We start from the raw sequence: 17414 nt of genomic DNA, 5'->3' as shown, positions 1-17414 counted from the left end.
GAAAATTGCGGGCGAAGAAACTGGCACTGACGTAAAACTGGCCCTATGGCAGGGGCGCACGCTAAGGCATGATAGGGCGGATAACCGTAGGATCATGTTTCATTGTCTTTTGTTTTCCGCAATTTCTGAATCGTCGGATGTGAATCCGACTTGAAATTGCTCCAGATGTACGAGGCATATGGCTAATATCGCGTTTATCGGGCTGGGCGTCATGGGCGGCCCTATGGCAGGACATCTGGCCAAGGCGGGGCATAGCCTAACCGTCTATAACCGCTCCATCGGCAAAGCGAAGCTCTGGGCGGAAGCCTATGGCGGCGCAGTGGCGATCACACCGGCCAAGGCGGCCGAAGAGGCGGATATCGTCATCAGTTGCGTCGGCAATGACGACGATCTGTCGCAGATCACGCTGGGCCGCGAAGGCGCGTTCCGGACGATGAAGGAAGGCAGCCTGTTCATCGACCATACCACAGTCTCGGCCCGGATCGCGCGACAGTTGTTCGTGGAGGGCGAAAGCCGCGGCATCCATAGCGTCGATGCACCCGTGTCGGGCGGCCAGGCCGGCGCCGAAAATGGCAAGCTGTCGATCATGTGCGGTGGCAGCGAGCCAGCAGTCGCGGCAGCGAAGCTGGTGATGCAGGCCTATGCCGCGCGGATCGTCCATGTCGGCACGGCCGGCACCGGCCAGACCACCAAGATGGTGAACCAGATCTGCATCGGCGGCGTGTTGCAGGGCCTGTCGGAAGCGCTGCGCTTCGCGCAGGCAGCCGAACTGGACCTCGACAAGGTGTTCGAGGCGATTTCCGGTGGTGCGGCGCAAAGCTGGCAGATGGAAAATCGCTGGAAGACAATGGCAGATGACAGTTTCGATTTCGGTTTCGCGGTCGACTGGATGCGCAAGGATCTGGGGCTGGCGCTGGAAGAGGCCCGTGCAAACGGCGCGACCCTGCCGGTGACGGCGATGGTCGATCAATTCTATGCCGATGTGCAGGCACTGGGCGGGAGCCGGCAGGATACCAGCGCGCTGGTACGGCGGATTACGCGCGCATGAAGCCTGCCTGGCTAGCGGCCATCGTCGCGCTCACCCTGCCCATGCCCGCGCTCGCGTCCGGCGTGATCGACAATGTCAACGGCATCGCGCTCGACGCCAGTGGCAAGGTCGTCCGCTTCGTCGCCTTGCAGATCGACGATGACGGCAAGGTCGAAAAGCTGCTGACCGAGCGTTACAAGGAACCGGAATATAAGCCCAAAAAGCCGAAAAAGGGCCAGCCCTGGCCCGAACGGCCCAAGGCGTTGTCATTCAAGATGGATGCTGGCGGCAAGACGCTGATCCCGGGCCTGATCGACGCGCACGGGCATGTCATGGGCTATGGCCTGTCGCTCATCACGCTGGACCTGTCGGACACGCATTCGCTGGCGGAAGCGCAGGCGAAGATCCGCGCCTATGCGCAGGCCAATGACAGCCGCAAGTGGATCATCGGCACAGGCTGGAACCAGGAACAATGGGGGCTTGGCCGCTTTCCCACCGCCGCCGAACTGGATGCCGCCGTTGGCGACATGCCCGTCTGGCTGGAACGGATCGACGGCCATGCCGGCTGGGCCAACAGCGCCGCGATCCGCGCGGCGGGCATCACGGCCGCGACCAAGGCGCCGATGGGCGGCCGGATCGAGATGGCAGGCGGGAAACCGGCGGGCGTATTCGTCGACAAGGCGATGGACTTGATCCAGCGTGTCGTGCCGCCGCCCGCTCCCAAGGATCGCGACATCGCGCTGGAAAAGGCACAGCGCGCATTGCTGGCCGTCGGCATCACCGGCATTGCCGACATGGGAACCAGCATAGAAGACTGGCAGGCTTTCCGTCGTTCCGCCGATCGTGGCGGGTTGCGCGTACGGATCATGTCCTACGCTTATGGCATCGACAATATGGTGCTGATCGCCGGGCCGGAACCAACGCCATGGCTCTATGACGATCATCTGCGCATGGGCGGCGTGAAGCTGCTGCTGGACGGCGCACTGGGCTCACGCGGTGCCTGGCTCCGCGCCGACTATGCGGATGCCCCGGGTCAGCGCGGCCTGCCGATGATTCCCGACACCCAATTACGCAACTATATGAGCCGGGCGGCGATGGACAATTTCCAGGTCGCGGTCCACGCGATCGGCGACGCGGCCAATCATGAATTGCTGAACGCGATCGAGGAACTGAACGACACCTATAAGGGCGACCGGCGCTGGCGTGTGGAGCATGCGCAGATCATCAGCCCGACCGACCTGCCACGCTTCGGTCCGCTAGGCGCGATCGCATCCATGCAGCCGGTGCATGAAGCGTCCGACTGGCGCATGGCCACGGCCCGTCTCGGCGAAGCCCGGCTCGACGGTGCCTATGCCTGGAAGACGATGCTGGACAATCGCGTCCCCCTCGCCTTCGGCTCCGATGTGCCGGTGGAAAGCCCCAACCCCTTTGCGGGAATCGCCGTGGCGATGAGCCGCGAGGATGCCAAGGGCGAACCCGCAGGCGGCTGGAAACCGGAACAGCGAATCGGCTTCGAAGCTGCGCTGGACGGGTTCACTCGCCAGGCCGCCTATGCCGGTTTTGCCGAAAAGAAATTCGGCAGCCTGGTCCCCGGCCAGCGTGCCGACTTCCTGCTCATCGACCGTGACATTTCCACGTCGCGCCCCGCCGACATCCGCCAGACGCAGGTGCTGGAAACCTGGATCGGCGGCAAGCGAGTCTATGTGAGGGGTCAGTAAATCCGACCCCGCCTAGCACGCCGGTCAGCGTGACTGGGCGGGGTTCCACACCGTGACCGTGCGTCCTGTCATAGCCTTGGCCACACCCTGTAATGTTGCCGCATAGGCGATCAGCACATCCACCAGCGCCGCGAAGAGCCCGCTCTTCGCCCGCATGCCGATCCAGATCACCAGCGCCACGCCCAGCGCGCCGACCAGATAGAGCGCCGGCGAAATCCGCATCGCCAAAGTACCTGCCGCCACTGCGCCGATCAGGATGAACAGCCCGCCAAACCAGCGCAGTATTTTGCGCGAGGCATATTTGAAGCGATCGATCGCACCCATGCGCCGCAATTGCGGGCGCAGATGCGCATGGGTATGCCATGCGCGAGCGGCGATCCGCACCTTGCGCCGATACTCATCTTTGCGGGCGGTCACCAGCCGTTCGCGCGCGATCACATTCTTCGCCTTGACGAGGCGCCGACCGGCAAAGACCACTGCCATGGACACGGTCAGATCGTCCAGCACGCTGTCGGGAAATTCGGGATAAAGATCGCGCCGGATCGAGAAGATGGAGCCATCCGCCCCCAGCACATTGCCGGTACGCGATTCCTCGTCCTTCAGTTTCTCCTCGATCCGCCAGTAGAGCGAGCCGACTGAAGCCGTCGCGCTGTCTTCCGCGCCGATATAATGAAGCGATCCCAGCACGCCGCCAATCTGCGGGTCGGCATAGCGGGCCAGCAGATTGTCGATCGCTTCCACGTCCAACAGCACATTGGCATCGGTGAAGATCAGCACATCGCCCTGCGCGAGCGCCGCCATCTGCTTCATTCCATGCGCCTTGCCACTGCGCCCCGGTCCGCGCAGCAACGTCACCAGATCGTCTTGCGCCGCGATCAGATCGCCGGTACCGTCCGACGATCCATCATCGAAGGCCAGTATCTCAAGGCCCGGATGCCGCGCTTTCAGCATCGCCAGATTAGCCAGTTTCTCCGGCATCGCCGCCGCCTCATTATAGGCGCAGAACAGCAGGGAAGCGCTTGGCGCCGCGCCTTCGACCTGCACCTCCGCCCGTGTCGGCAGCAGGCGCAGGATCAGCGGATAGAAGAGGAACGGCCACGCCACTACGATCAGGCAGAACAGAAGGATCGCGGCAAGGATCAGGTTGGTCGCCATCTCAATAGGCCTTGTGATGCACCAGCACGCCCAGCGTCGCGATGATGATCCGCAGGTCGCGCCAGATCGACCAGTCGCTGACATACTCCAGGTCCGACTGAAGCCGGTCGATCAGATCCTGATGATGGTCGGTGGAGCCGCGATGACCGCGCACCTGCGCCAGCCCGGTCATGCCCGGCTTGATGCAGTGTCGTTCCCAATAACGCGCGTCGACCTCCCAATAGAGGCTGTCGCCCGCCTTTGCGGCAGCGGCATGGGGACGCGGACCGACGATGCTCATGTCGCCCTTCAGCACGTTGAACAGTTGCGGGAGTTCATCGATGCTGGTTTTGCGCAGAAAGGCACCCACGCGGGTGACCCGATCATCGTCACGCTTCGTCAAAGTCGCAGCCTTATGGTCGCTCGCCTCGGCCCGCATCGACCGGAACTTGTAGATGGCAAAGGGACGGGCATCCTTGCCGATGCGCGGCTGGCGGAACAGCGCCGGGCCGGGGCTGGTTAGCCTTACCGCCAGCGCGGCGGCGATCAGAATGGGCGACAGCAGGATCGTGGCAACCGTGGCCACGATCAGGTCGAACAATCGCTTGATGAGGCGATCGCGGAAATGCAGCGGACCACCGGCAACGATGATCGTAGGCTGACCGTCAAATTCATCGACGCGCGCGGGCGCGAAACGCAGCAGTTCGGGTACGACAATTTCGCCCCGCGCCGACAGCGACTTTAGCGCCGCCGACCAATCGTCCATCCGCTCCAGCGGGCAGGCTACGATTACCCGCTCCGCCATACCGACCGCCGCCGCCAGCCGCGCCGCCATGTCGGCATCATGCCGTTCGGGATGGAGATTGGCGGCGTCCGCCTCGATCACGTCCATATGCGGGCCAGCTTCGATCGTGACGCCGTCCATGATGACAGCGGTCAGATGCGGCACGTCCCCCAGCAAGCTCAGCGCCAGCCGCGCGACCGCCAGCCGCACCAGCGATACTGCAACCGCCCCCAATGCCAGTCCCGTGATAAAAGTCAGACGCGACAGTTGCTCAGCAATCTTGCCCAGATAGACGATCAGCAGCATCAGCAACGCCGCCTGCGCCAGCGCCCAGAGTGCGCGCACAATGCCACGGCGCACCCGGTCTAGCGTGTTGATGCCATAGGCGCCGCCCTGCACCGCCAGCAGCGCGTAAAGCGGCGCGACCATGGCGAACATCACAAGGCCATGCGGCTTGCCCGGCTCCCCCCACAGCGCGCCCAGCACAAACCAGTTGGCGGCGAGGAAAGCGCAGAACAGGCCCGCCATGTCACCCGCCAGACACAGCAGATAAAGCCGCAGCCGCACGATTTCCTTGGAGACTGTCACTGCTGCGCCCTGCTAATCGTCATATGCCCCGTTGGCACCGCGGGCGGCGCGTTGCAAGGGGTAGGCGATCAAGTCCCGAACAGTCGGGTCAGCGACTTGTCCAGCATCAGCAACTGCCACAGCAACCGGCCATGATCCGACACGCCGGACCGGTGATCGGCCGCCATCTTGGCCAACATGGATGTATCGAACCAGCCGGTCTTCGCCAGCGCCGATCCGCCGGCAATTGCCGTCGCTTCACCTGCCAGCGCGCCGCGGAACCAGGCGCTGATCGGCGTGACGAACCCCATTTTCTGACGATAGAGAATGTCCTGCGGCAGGAACGGCTCCATCGCCTTCTTCAGCAGATATTTGCCGCTATTGCCGCGAATCCGCTGCGCTACCGGCAGGCGAGCGGCGAATTCGACCAGCCGATGATCCAGCAGCGGCTCGCGCGCCTCCAGGCTGACGGCCATGCTCATCCGGTCGGTCTTCGTCAGGATATCGCCGGGCAACCATATACGGATGTCGGCATATTGCGCCCGGTCGAGCGGATCGCGCGCCGGCGCATCCGCCATCGCCCTGATATAGCGGTCCTCCGCCCGATAGGCGCCGAGCCGACTCTTCATCTCCTGACTGAACAGGCGCTGGCGCAAGGCATGCGGTGTCACGCCAACCGAGGCGGCATAGGCTTCCCCGCCCTCCCCCGCCAGTTCGAGAAATGTCGTCTTGGCGCGCAACGCCCGCGGCGCCCAGTCGGCCTTGGGATAATATTTGCCCAGCGTTCCGAACAAAGGCTGACGCACCGATGCCGGCATCAGCGAGCGAAAGCGCTCACCCTGCATCTGGAAACGGTGGCGGCGATAGCCGGCGAATGCCTCATCGGCGCCATCACCCGACAACGCCACCGTCACCTGTTCGCGCGCCAGTTCGCACACCCGGAAGGTAGGCAGCGCGGAGGCGTCGGCAAAGGGTTCGTCGAAATGAAAAGCCAGCCGGTCGATCAACCCATAATCATCCGGTGATACGATCCGGGTCCGATGATCGGTGGCGAAACGCCGTGCGATGCGATCAGCATAGGCCGTCTCGTCCAGGCTGGCGACGTCGAAGCCGATAGTGCAGGTCTTGACCGCCTGATTGGACGCCTCTGCCATCAGCGCGACCACACTGCTGCTGTCGACACCACCCGACAGGAACGCGCCCAGCGGCACGTCAGCAACCATCCGTGATCGCACCGCCTGCCGCATCAGCGCAACCAGTTCTTCCTCCAGCGCCTCCGGCTTTGCCTTGGTGCGGTCGGCGAAGCTGACGTCCCAATAACGCTGCGGCTGCGGCAAAGGACGTCCGCGCACCAGTCGCAGCATCTCGCCTGCCCCCAACTTGCGCACGCCCGCGACCAGACAGGCATCGTCGGGCACATAGCCATAGGCCATATAATCCTCGACCGCCGACAGGTCCGGCGCGCGGCGCAGCAGCGGATGGGCGAGCAGGCTCTTCAGTTCCGATCCGAAGATCAGGCTGCCATCGGACAGCAGCGCATAATGGAGCGGCTTGACCCCCAAGCGATCGCGCACCAGCCACAGTGCCTGCGCCCGCGCGTCGAACAGCGCGAAGGCGAACATGCCGTTGAAGCGCTGCACGCAATCCTCGCCCCATTGGCGATAGCCGTGCAGGATGACTTCGGTATCGCTATGGGTGCGAAAGACATGGCCCTTGGCTTCCAGTTCGGCGCGCACCTCGGCAAAATTGTATATTTCACCGTTGAACACGACCGTCAGGCTTTCATCCTCGGTCAGCATCGGCTGTGCGCCGGATTCCAGATCGATGATCGACAGGCGGAGGTGACCCAGACCCACGCCGGGCGCGGTCCAGATACCGCTGCCGTCGGGGCCGCGATGCGGCATGATGTCCAGCATTGCCCGTACCCGAGCCGGGTCCACGGGCTTTGCCGTTTCGAGATGGAAGATGCCCGCTATACCGCACATAATTTGGCCCTTAATGGATCGCCCGGCAAATCATACCCCGTTCGGGCTGAGCCTGTCGAAGCCCTGTCCTTTTATCGGATACCGACGCTAAGATCTGCTAGAGCCTGCACATTTCCCAGATCTGTCAGGAAAGCACTGATGGCGGCATCGGACGACCGCCCTTCCCCTTCCTCTGCGGATACCAATATTGCCACGGCGCGCTGGTCTTGTCCCAGCAGCCGCGCCTTCATCGTCGCCATCTTGATCGCGGGCCGGCTGCCGGTCGTGGCGCCATGGCCGACGCGATAGAAGCTCACCACATGACGCACGACCGGGCCAGGCGCAGTGATCTGCTCACCCCGCGCACCACGCGGCGCGCGCGCGGGTGACGACCACACCCATTCGCTGTCAGGATCGGCGGCACCTTGCCCAAAGCCGACCAGCTTGCGATCCTCCCCCTGCGCCGCATAGGCCGCAATGGCGAGATCGACCACCTGCCCTCGTCCGTTGGCGTAACGGCCGATGACGAAATGATCGGCACCATCGAAACGCGGCTTCCATGGATAGGCCTGAGGCGCGGCGGTACGCGTCCAACCCCGAACATGAGGTATGTTCAGTACCGACGGCAACGGGTCGGCAGCGGCGGCGGTCGCCGCGAGCCAGAGCGGAGCGGCGACGATCATGGCCAGCGCCGCGCCAGCCATCACACCCGCCCGCGAAGGCCCACGAACGGCGCCCTGCAACGCACGTGGATCGAACCAGGGGTCGCCGGGCCTGCGATCGAAGAAGGGCCAGGCCGCCGCCATCACCACGATCATGACAATCGCGAAGAAGACCCAGCCATAGACGACATGATCGAAGCCTACGGCCGCATCCACCGTCGTCAGATGCGCGACCAATATGGTGGCAAAGGCGCGCACGCCATTGGCCAGCACCGACAGGCAAAGGGCGCCGGTCATGAACACCGCGCGGCGCGACCAGCTTTGGAAACAGACATTGCAGACCAGCGCGCCATAAGCGGTCATGGCGATCAGGAACTTGGCGCCCGAACAGGCCTCCGCCACCTCGAAATAGCCGGTCGGGGTGGTAATGAAGATGCCTTCCATATGCGCCGGCACGCCCGACAGGTCGAGCAGCAGCATGGCCAGCCGCGCCGTCACCAATTGCAGCGGCGGCACGATCTCCTCGCCAAAGGGTACCATGAAAAAGGCGTAGAAGAGCGGAAAGAGCAAGGCACGCGACACCGCCGGCCCCAGCAGGGCTATGGTCGCGCCCTGCAACATCAGGACCAGCGCACCATGACGGACCATGGCCACGCCGGCCGCCGCACCCAACAACCAGGCGAAGGCCCCTAGACCCAGCCATAACAGACCCGGCGCCCAGGCCAACGGCTCCAACTGGCGTAGACCGGGCATGCGCTGCTGCACCAGCCAGGCAATGAGGAAGGGGACGAAGAGACAATGACCGAAGGTGGATGCATTCCACCAGATCGAAACCATGCTGTGCACATCGGCAAAGAACAGCGCCAGGATCGCAAAGGCGACAACACCCAGCGCCGTCAGATGACCACGCCAGCCAGCCAGATCCGTGAGCGGCAGCCGGTCCATCGGGATGGCGCGATCGGTCACGGCGCCTGCACGCCGGCGGCAGACTGTCCGAACAACAGCTCCGGCAGATGGCCCAGCGTGGCGGACCAGCGATAGCGTTCCTCCATCCGTGCCCGTGCGGCAAGGCTGAGCCGCCGGGCATGGGCCGGATCGGCCAGCAGGGCGACGATCCGGGCGGCCTCCTCTGCCGGATTGGCCGCGACCAGAAAATGCACATCGTCGATAGCATCAATGCCTTCGGCCGCCTGTGGAGAGGCGACCACCGGCCGCCCCATCGCCATCGCCTCCAGCACCTTGTTCTGGATGCCGCGTGCGATGCGGAGCGGCGCGACGACGACATCCGCGGCCGCCAGCCAGCCACGCACATCAGGCACGCCACCGGTCACGATCACGCCCGGCAGATCCGCCAGCGCCTCCACCGACTTTGCGGGATTGCGCCCGACTATCGCAAAGCGCGCATCGGCATGGACCGTGCGGATCGCCGGCAGGGTCTGGCGTGCAAAACTCTCTACCGCCTCGATGTTGGGGCGATAATCCATCTGCCCGGTGAAGACGAGCAACGGCCCTTCCCCTCGTTCGATCGACGGGAACGCAGCGGCGGGATCGAAATAGTCGAGGGCGACGCCATTTTCGATTGCCACAACCCGGTCAGGACCAAGGCCGCAGGCGTCGCGGAACAGCGCTGCTTCCGCCTCGCTCACGAAGCTGCTGATGTCGGCACGGGCCGCCGTTCGCCGCTCGAAGTCGAGCAGCACTCGACCTTCGCGCCGGTTGATCCAACCCATCGGCCCGTTGCCCTGCGCGCCATAGGTCGCATATTTGGCGGAATCGAAATCGACGAAATCCATCAGGAAGCGAACGTCCGGCGGCAGGACGGGCACGAAATGCGCCATCTGCGCCGAATAGGCGACGACGGCCCGGATAGGCAACTCCGCCAATGCCTGCGCCACCCAGCGATGCAGTCCGGGATGATCGAACAGCGATATGAGCAGCGATTGCCGCTTTGCGAGGCCGGTCAGCCCGGCGACGACCTTCGACCGGTCGCGCATCAGCACGCACTGGCTGGTGGCGACCTGCGCCATTTCCGTTGCAAAACCCATGTCACGATCGTCGTCGGCGAAGCAGCCGACATGGACCGGGGCAAACTCGGCCAGGCGCTTCAGCAGATGATAGGATCGGATCTTGTCACCCCGATCGGGGGGGAAAGGGATGCGATGGCAGAGGAAAAGAATATCGCCGCTCATCCCAACCCCCGCGCGATATGCGGGCCGATCAGGTTCGCAATCGGTTCCGGCAATTTCTTCCACAATTCGACCTTGCGCCGATATTGGGGCGAGAGCGGATTGACGTCGCGGGTTTCCTTGCCTGGCGCGGTGCGCAGATGATAGCCGAGCGGTTCGCCCTCGAAACCCCATGTCTTCTTCCAGGCAGCCGGACCGGTGCCGACCTTGGACCGACCGAAATCGAAGATGGTGCAGCCCCGTTCCCGCGCAGCGCGCATCAGGCTGAAATAGAGAAATTCATTGGATCGCATCGCCCGCGCCCCGTCCGCGGCGCCATGCCAATAGGGCATGCAGGCGCCACGATGATAGAGGCTGATGACGGCCGACAGCGGCACGCCATCCTTCGACACCATGGCAATATCGGCATCCTCGCCGAAGCGGTCCATGATTCCTTCGAACAGCGCACGGGGAAAGACCGGCGTGCCCAGATTGTGAACGCTGTGTGCGTATAGACGGTAATGAATGTCGCGCAGTCGCTTATCCCGCCCCATTTCGAAGGTCAGGTCATTGCCGATCCCCTTGCGAATTTCGGCCCGGTGCCGCTTGGGGACAGCCTTCAGTTCCGCTTCGTCATCGGCCGCCAGAGGCCGGGAAAAGCCCAGATAGGCGTCCGCCTTTTCCTGCCATGCCGCACCACGGGGTGCTTCGCCACCGCGCAGTTCCATCGTGTCGCACCCCAGCCGTTCCGCCATCGTCCAGGCAGCGTCGGCCAGCGCCGGCCCAGCCTTGCGATCGGTGGACAATATTCCGCCATCCACGGCAAAGCCACTGCCCACCAACGCCCTGCCGAACAGAGCGGATCGCACCGACGTCAGCGGCAACACACCGACAATCTCCCGGCCGAAAAGGCGAGCGACCAGCATCTTCGCCTTCTGGCCGGTGCCGGCCTCCACGCCCATGATCCAGCCGGGCCGCTGAAAAGGCGTCGAATCCGGATGCGCCAATATCCATGCGTCCAGTTCCGCGACCGTCGCGCCATCAGACAGTCGCGCTTCGTCGATGACGACGCCCAGACCGGTTATTGCATTCATGGACGTTTCCCTTGTACCCCTGTCCCGATCCTATGGGCCAGGGTTGAATATTTGGTATGTGTTTCAGCCAAGACCCCGTGAAATCATCGGACCCAGCAGGTTGGCGACGGGCAATGGCAATCGCTTCCAGAGGTCGATCCGCCGCTGATATTTGGCACTTGTCGGATTGACGTCTCGGCCCGCACCATCCGCCGACCATATATGATAGACACGCGGGGCTGGTTCGAACCCGAAACTCTTCTTCCACGCCGCCTGTCCGCTGCCAGCCTTGGACCGGCCAAAATCGAAATGGGTCATGCCGCGCGTGCGGCCATGCCCCATCAGCCGATAATACATGAGTTCGTTGGAACGCAGCCGGCGCGCTTCGGCAACACCGCCCCCCCAATAGGGCATCACCCGTCCCTGATGATAGAGCGAGAGGACCGCCGACACTGGCCGGTCACCATCCCGCACCACCAGCAAGTCGGCATCCTCGCCGAAATGCTGCAACACCGACTTGAACAGCTTTGCAGGGAAGACCGGCGTGCCGAGATTGCGGACACTGGTCGCATAGACATGATAATGGTCGCGCAGCAGCCGGTCGGTCCGCCCAACCTCGACGCTGAGCGCAGGATTGCCCAGCGCCTTGCGCAGTTCTGCGCGGTGCTTGCGCGGCACCGCCAGCAACTCCGCCTCATCATCGGCGGCAATAGGCCGGGCGAAGCCCACATATTCGCCCGCGCGCTGGCGCCACTCGAAGCCCGGCGCCGGTCCACCGCGCAATTCTACCGACACCCCACCCTTGTCTTGCGCCAATTGCTGCGCGGCAGCGGCCAAAGGCGCCAGTGCCCGGTCATCGGAGACCAGCAGACCGCCATCGACGGCGAAACCAGCCGACACCAGTGCCTCGCCAAACAACCGACTCTTCACATGATGGAGCGGCAGCACCCCCTTTATATCCCCCGACGGCGCGACCGCCGCCAGCAAGAGTGCGCGGTGACCGGTCGCGTCTGTGATGGCGCGCAGCCAGGCGCTCCGATGGAAAGGCGTACCGTCAACATGCGCCGCGACGAAGGCGTCCGCCGCTTCTGCCTGCGGCGCATCCTTCACATCTATCATTATGACCGCCAAATCGGCGGCATTGCCGATCATCATGACGCCCGTGCTGCTTCAGCATCGGCCAGCGCATCGACGCGGGTCCAGGCAAAATCGCGCGTCAGGCGGCGCAGCTTGTCCGCCATTACCGACAGGTTGCTGTAGTGGCGCAGCCGCGACCGCAACGGTGCCTCCGCCACGCGCGGTTGATCGGGATCGATTTCCCAGGGGTGAAAATAGATGATCGCGGGCCGGCCCGCCTGCTCATTGACCTGACGGATTGCCCAGCGCGAAAAGCCATAGGGCAACAGACGGAAAAAGCCGCCACCGCCCGCCGCCAAAGTGCGCTTGCCCCATTTTGCGGTCGTCACCGGCAGTTCGACCAGCGGCGATCCCTCGACCGGTTTCCAGGCAAAACGCGGAGAATCCGGCCAGCCATAATGGTCGTGCCGGATCGGCGCGACGCTGGAGGAATAGCGATAGCCCTCCTCCGCCAGGATCGGATGTGCCCAGGGCGTACGCGGGTCGATGGAGAAGCTCGGCGCGCGATAGCCGGTCACCGCCTGCCCGCTCGCATCTTCCAAGATCGTGCGCGCCTTGCGTAAATCGGCGCGGAATTCTTCCGGCGTGAAGGTGAAGACGCGCGCATGGTCATAGCCATGGCTGGCCACCTCATGCCCCGCCTCTGCGATGCGCCGCATCAATGCGGGATAGCGTTCCGCCACCCAGCCCAGCGTGAAGAAGGTCGCCTTGACGTCCGCCTGCGCGAACAGGTCCAGCACCGCGTCGGTATTGCCTTCGACCCGGTGGGTCAGGCCGTCCCAATCGGCACGCTTGAGCGTACGCTCGAACGCGCCAACCTGGAACCAGTCCTCGACATCGACAGACAGGGCGTTCTGCATGACACTCCAACTTCAGTCATCAATGGCCATAGCCGGTCAGGCGGCAACGCCTTCCTGAAGGTCCGCCATCCGTTCCTCGCGCTCGACCCAGTCGACCAGCAGAGTCAGTACCCGGCGCAGCGCCGTATCCTGCTCCTCGGCCCGGAATTCCAGCGCCGCCAGTCGTTCCTCGATCAGGGTGAAGCAGGCCTTGAGCGCTTCGGGATCGACCTCCGGCTGTGCCGGTGCCGGCTGCGCGAAAGGCGCATGCGCCTGCATCGCCCGCAAAGAAGCGATCTCCGCGCGCAGGGCTTCGATCTCGCCCAGCATGTCGGCGCGCAGGGCATCGACATCTGGCGTTTCGATCGCTGCCAGAGGCTCGGCCTCATCTTCGTCTTCAGCGTCAGCAACAGGTTCGATCTCGGTGAAGTCCTCGACTTCCGTCACCTCATCCTGCGCAGCCGCTTCCTGCTCAGCCAAAGGCGCGTCTTCGATCTCCTCCTTCCAGGCATCGACCGCAACCGGCTCCGGCTCAGCCTCGAACGCCACCGGACGCGGCGGCGCAAAAGCCGGAAAGTTGGGACGGGCGAAGGGCGCGACCGTGCTCGCCGCGAAAACGGGCGCTTCGTCTTCCTCCTCTACCGGATCGACGGTTTCCGCGACCGGTTCGGCATCCACGACCTGCCAGTCCGGCTGTGCCCAGGCAGCGTCCAGTTCGATGGTATCGTCCTCGACCGGTTCTTCCGTGACGCTTTCTTCTACGACCGGTTCTTCAAACACAGGCTGATAGGCGAAGGGCGCGATATCGTCTGCCGCCTCTCCCTCTTCATCCGCGGTCACAGCGACCGGTTCGTCCTCAACCACATCGTCATGAGCGACAGCCGGCTCAGGCGTTTCGACCTCCGCAACCGTATCGAGCGCTGAAGGCGCAACCGGTTCGGGCGCGACATCGCTGTCCAGCCCCATGTCGGCGACGACCGCTCCCACGACCTCCTCGTCGATCAGCTGCAACTGCTCGATCGCACCCAGCAGCAGCACCCGGCTCGCCAGCGCATTAAGGCGACGCGGCACGCCACCCGTGGCCGCATAGAGCGCCGCGAACGCGCCCGGCGTGAAGGCCGGGTTCCCGTTCCAGCCGGCAATGGCGAGGCGATGGAGAATATAGGGCTCGATCTCATTGGCCATCATCGGTTCGAGATGATGGGTCGCGATCACGCGCTGGCGCAACTGCTCCAGTTCGGGCGACTTGATGAGGTCGCGAAATTCCGGCTGTCCCAGCAGGAATATCTGCAACAGCGACTGGCCGCCCAACTGAAAGTTGGACAGCATCCGCAATTCCTCGATCGCGGAGACGGGCAGGTTCTGCGCCTCGTCCACGATCAGCAGCGTCCGCCGTCCGGCCCGCGCCTGGGCATAGAGATAGCCTTCGACCTGATGCAGGATCGCCGCCTTGGACTGGCCATCGACCGACAGGCCGAAATGCTGCGCGGCAAGGCGCAGCATGTCGTCGCCCTCCACCTGCGTCGACACGATCTTCACGGCGGTCAGGCGCGCCGGATCGATCGTCTGCATCAGATGGCCGACCAGCGTGGTCTTGCCCGCGCCGATATCGCCGGTGATGACGATGAAGCCTTCACCCTGCGCCAGACCATAGCCCAGATAGGACAGCGCCTTGCGATGGGTCGCGCTCTCGAAATAATAATGGGGGTCCGGCGTCAGCTGGAACGGGCGGCCCTGCAAGCCGTAATATTGATCGTACATATCCTCGTCTCCCAAGCCGACCCGTCAGAAGCTGTAGCGCAGGCCGACCTGCCCCATCGCACTGATGATCGTTTCGAAATCGTCCGCCTGCACCCCGTCCAGCCCCAGCGAGGCCGATGCCGACAGACGGCGCGACAGGCCTTTATAATAGCTGGTGAAGGCACCATAGTTCAGCACATCGGGGCGACCCCCGCTGGCATCGAAATAATTGATGTAGGTGACCAGATCGATACTGTCGCGATCGTTGAACATATAGCTCACCGACCCGTTGCCGTACCAGTTCTCATCCCGCGACCCGCGGATCAGCACGGTCTGGCCATTGGGCGTGATGAACTTGCGCTGCGAATAGCCAGCACCCAGGCCCCAGCCCCACGGCCCGCGCCGCATCGAATATTGCGCCGATACGCCACGATAGCGGAAGTTTGCATCGGTAATGCCCGACAGCGCATCGTTGAAACACTGACCGCCACCAGTGGTCGAGAAGGCGCAGCCGGTGATGTCGCCGGTGAACGGATTGCGCGCCACATCGAAGCTGCTGCCCGACAGGGCGGCGACATCCGCCGTAATCATCCGGCCGAAACTGTCGATGCCGTCGAAGACGATAACCGCAAAGCTGCTGTCCCGGCCCTGCCACAGGAAGCTGCCCTGATAGGTCATGCCGCCATAACGTTCGCCGACCCGCGCCTGCAACGTCGTGCGACGGCTCGGCCGCCACAGCACGCCTGCGTCCCAGATGATGTCGTCGAAATCATAGATCAGCGCGCGCGGCGAACTCTTGTCCGTCACATAGCGGCCGTTCCGGATCAGCGGCGTTCCATCTGTATCCAGCGCAGGCGAACGCTGGCTGATCTCGATCTTTTCATAGCCGACACCGCCGACTGCGGCGAGCGTGGGCGTAAGCGGCACGGTCGCATCGACCCGGCCCCACAAATCCTCGAACCGCTGGTCGAGCTGGCTCGCTTCTTCGCGGTCATAGCCCGCGCTGGCGGTCAGGCCGATGCCCGGCAACACAGTGTTGGGTGAAAAGCCGACCGACCCGAACAGGCTGTGCGTCCAGCTATCGGCGAAGGAGCCGTTAGGCTGCGCCGCGCCAAAATTCTGGTTCACGCTGTCATCGACCCGCGTGTAGCCGAGGCGATAGGAACCGTTGACGTTGAAGTCGCCAAGCTGGGTCGTGTAGGACGGCCCGACATAGCCCGACCAGACCTGACTGGTGTAAGTATCGCGCTGCGTCGATGCCCCTGACAGGCCATCGGTGCGCACCCGCGTGGCGAGGCCACCGCTCATCAGCGAAAAACCTTGCCCTAGATTGACGTTGGCATGGGCCACGCCGCTCAGCACGTCCTGATCGACGGCCTGGCTGCTCCAGCCGAAGCTGTGATTATATTGCAGGTCGACCACCGCCTCGACACGGCGGTTCTTGACCTCTGCCGTCACGCCGGCGGTGACATTGGTATAGGTCAGCACATCGCCGCCGCCCTTCAGCGGCCCCATCACGACCTGATCGACCCCAATATAGGGCACGACATCAAGCCGCTTGTCGTCGGACGACGACTGCGCATAGGCAGGCATGGTAACGGCCAGCGCGGCGAGCGATGCGCCTGCGGTCCAGAGCCGAACACTCTTCACTGGGCTTCCCCCTTGGCATAATAGCTGCCGAAACGGCGACCGCCGCTGTTGAAGCGGACGGCATTGAGCAAAAGCTGTACCTGCGCCCCGCCCTTCAGCATCCCCGCGGCATCGCGCAACGCGCTCTCGGCCGTCTTGTCGGCACGCACGACCAGCAGCGCGATGGCGGCATGGCTGGCCAGCACGGCGGCGGGTGATGCCGCCAGCAGCGGCGGCGAATCGAAGATGACGATCCGCTCCGGCCGGCCATCGGTCAGGCGCTTGAGCAGTTGTTCGGTGCGAGCCGAAGCGAGATATTCGGTATCGTCGTGGCTGCGCTGCCCGGCGGGCAGAACGGACAGCGACGGGATATCGGTACGGATGACGCAATCCTCGATCGCGACCAGCGGATCGGCGAGTGCATCCATCAGGCCCCGCCCCGCCTCCAGCCCCAGTTGCGCCGGGATGCCGGGCTTGCCAAAATCGGCGTCCACCAGCAGGATTTCGCGATCCTTTTCCGCCGCAAGGCTGAGCGCCAGATTGATCGCGCAGAAGGTCTTGCCCTCCCCGCTATGGGCCGAGCAGACGAGGATGCGGTTGCCGCGCGGGTTGCCCGTCAATTGCGACAACAGGTCGCGCTTGAGCAGACGAAACTCTTCGCTCATCGTCGTAACCGCACTGTCGGGGCGCAGAAAGCCAGCTTCGGCCAGCTTGATCCTGTCGATCGGCTGCACGGGACCGGTCCAGTCCGGCGCACGCGGCGTAAAGGGCGTTGGTGCAGCCGGTGCATCGGCGACGAACGCCGCCCTTGCGGGTGCCGCAGGCGGTGGTGTGACGGCGGGCGCAGGTGGCAGATCGGTCGGATCGACCGCTGGCGCAGCACGACCGCGCAGCGCAGCGTTGAAATCATAGATTTCCGTCGCCCGCTCGATCAGCGATCCCCGGCCCTTGATGGAGCTATGCTGGTTCATTTTC

12 protein-coding genes and 1 pseudogene are annotated in these 17414 nt (G+C 63.9%); 2 read left to right on the top strand and 11 right to left on the bottom strand.

Going from position 1 to position 17414, the window contains the following annotated elements; genetic code table 11:
• The first annotated feature begins 178 nt into the window (after nucleotides 1–178).
• Nucleotides 179–1048 (top strand): NAD(P)-dependent oxidoreductase, encoded by an 870-nt coding sequence (locus tag ACNHGR_RS02055; protein WP_475283930.1) that lies wholly within the window; start codon nucleotides 179–181, stop codon nucleotides 1046–1048.
• Entirely contained in the window at nucleotides 1045–2745 is a 1701-nt protein-coding gene (locus ACNHGR_RS02050) for an amidohydrolase (RefSeq protein WP_475283929.1), read from the top strand. Before ACNHGR_RS02055 ends, ACNHGR_RS02050 begins: the two co-directional genes overlap by 4 nt.
• 24 nt (nucleotides 2746–2769) lie before the next feature.
• Here ACNHGR_RS02050 and ACNHGR_RS02045 read toward each other — a convergent pair whose 3' ends face one another.
• The 11 genes and pseudogenes from ACNHGR_RS02045 to ACNHGR_RS01995 form a co-directional block, all read right to left on the bottom strand.
• Nucleotides 2770–3900, bottom strand: a complete 1131-nt coding sequence (locus ACNHGR_RS02045; protein WP_475283928.1) for a glycosyltransferase — start codon at nucleotides 3898–3900, stop codon at nucleotides 2770–2772.
• Between the two features lies 1 nt (nucleotide 3901).
• On the bottom strand, nucleotides 3902–5251 hold the full coding sequence (locus tag ACNHGR_RS02040; protein ID WP_184271243.1) for a sugar transferase: 1350 nt from the start codon (nucleotides 5249–5251) through the stop codon (nucleotides 3902–3904).
• A gap of 68 nt (nucleotides 5252–5319) precedes the next feature.
• A complete protein-coding gene (locus tag ACNHGR_RS02035; RefSeq protein WP_475283927.1) occupies nucleotides 5320–7215 on the bottom strand; it encodes an XrtA/PEP-CTERM system amidotransferase in 1896 nt (631 codons plus the stop codon).
• 71 nt (nucleotides 7216–7286) lie between these two features.
• A complete protein-coding gene (gene xrtA, locus ACNHGR_RS02030; protein ID WP_475288298.1) occupies nucleotides 7287–8801 on the bottom strand; it encodes an exosortase A in 1515 nt (504 codons plus the stop codon).
• 17 nt (nucleotides 8802–8818) lie between these two features.
• Complete coding sequence (locus ACNHGR_RS02025; RefSeq protein ID WP_475283926.1) at nucleotides 8819–10045, bottom strand: TIGR03087 family PEP-CTERM/XrtA system glycosyltransferase; 1227 nt, start codon at nucleotides 10043–10045, stop codon at nucleotides 8819–8821.
• Nucleotides 10042–11115 (bottom strand): FemAB family XrtA/PEP-CTERM system-associated protein, encoded by a 1074-nt coding sequence (locus tag ACNHGR_RS02020; RefSeq protein WP_184271231.1) that lies wholly within the window; start codon nucleotides 11113–11115, stop codon nucleotides 10042–10044. Before ACNHGR_RS02020 ends, ACNHGR_RS02025 begins: the two co-directional genes overlap by 4 nt.
• 63 nt (nucleotides 11116–11178) lie before the next feature.
• On the bottom strand, nucleotides 11179–12249 hold the full coding sequence (locus ACNHGR_RS02015; RefSeq protein ID WP_475283925.1) for a FemAB family XrtA/PEP-CTERM system-associated protein: 1071 nt from the start codon (nucleotides 12247–12249) through the stop codon (nucleotides 11179–11181).
• The gene (locus ACNHGR_RS02010) at nucleotides 12246–13091 is read right to left on the bottom strand and encodes an XrtA system polysaccharide deacetylase (RefSeq protein ID WP_475283924.1); all 846 of its coding nucleotides are present in this window, start codon (nucleotides 13089–13091) and stop codon (nucleotides 12246–12248) included. Before ACNHGR_RS02010 ends, ACNHGR_RS02015 begins: the two co-directional genes overlap by 4 nt.
• A gap of 809 nt (nucleotides 13092–13900) precedes the next feature.
• Nucleotides 13901–14831: pseudogene (locus tag ACNHGR_RS02005) on the bottom strand (XrtA/PEP-CTERM system-associated ATPase); the annotation flags it as partial.
• Between the two features lie 24 nt (nucleotides 14832–14855).
• Nucleotides 14856–16403 (bottom strand): hypothetical protein, encoded by a 1548-nt coding sequence (locus tag ACNHGR_RS02000; RefSeq protein ID WP_475288297.1) that lies wholly within the window; start codon nucleotides 16401–16403, stop codon nucleotides 14856–14858.
• 53 nt (nucleotides 16404–16456) lie between these two features.
• Nucleotides 16457–17410 carry an AAA family ATPase gene (locus ACNHGR_RS01995; RefSeq protein ID WP_184271219.1) on the bottom strand — a complete coding sequence of 318 codons (954 nt, stop codon included), beginning with the start codon at nucleotides 17408–17410 and terminating at the stop codon, nucleotides 16457–16459.
• Between the last annotated feature and the right edge of the window lie 4 nt (nucleotides 17411–17414).

The organism is Sphingobium sp. RS1, from assembly GCF_056156825.1.
This window is presented reverse-complemented; position numbering and strand designations above follow the sequence as displayed.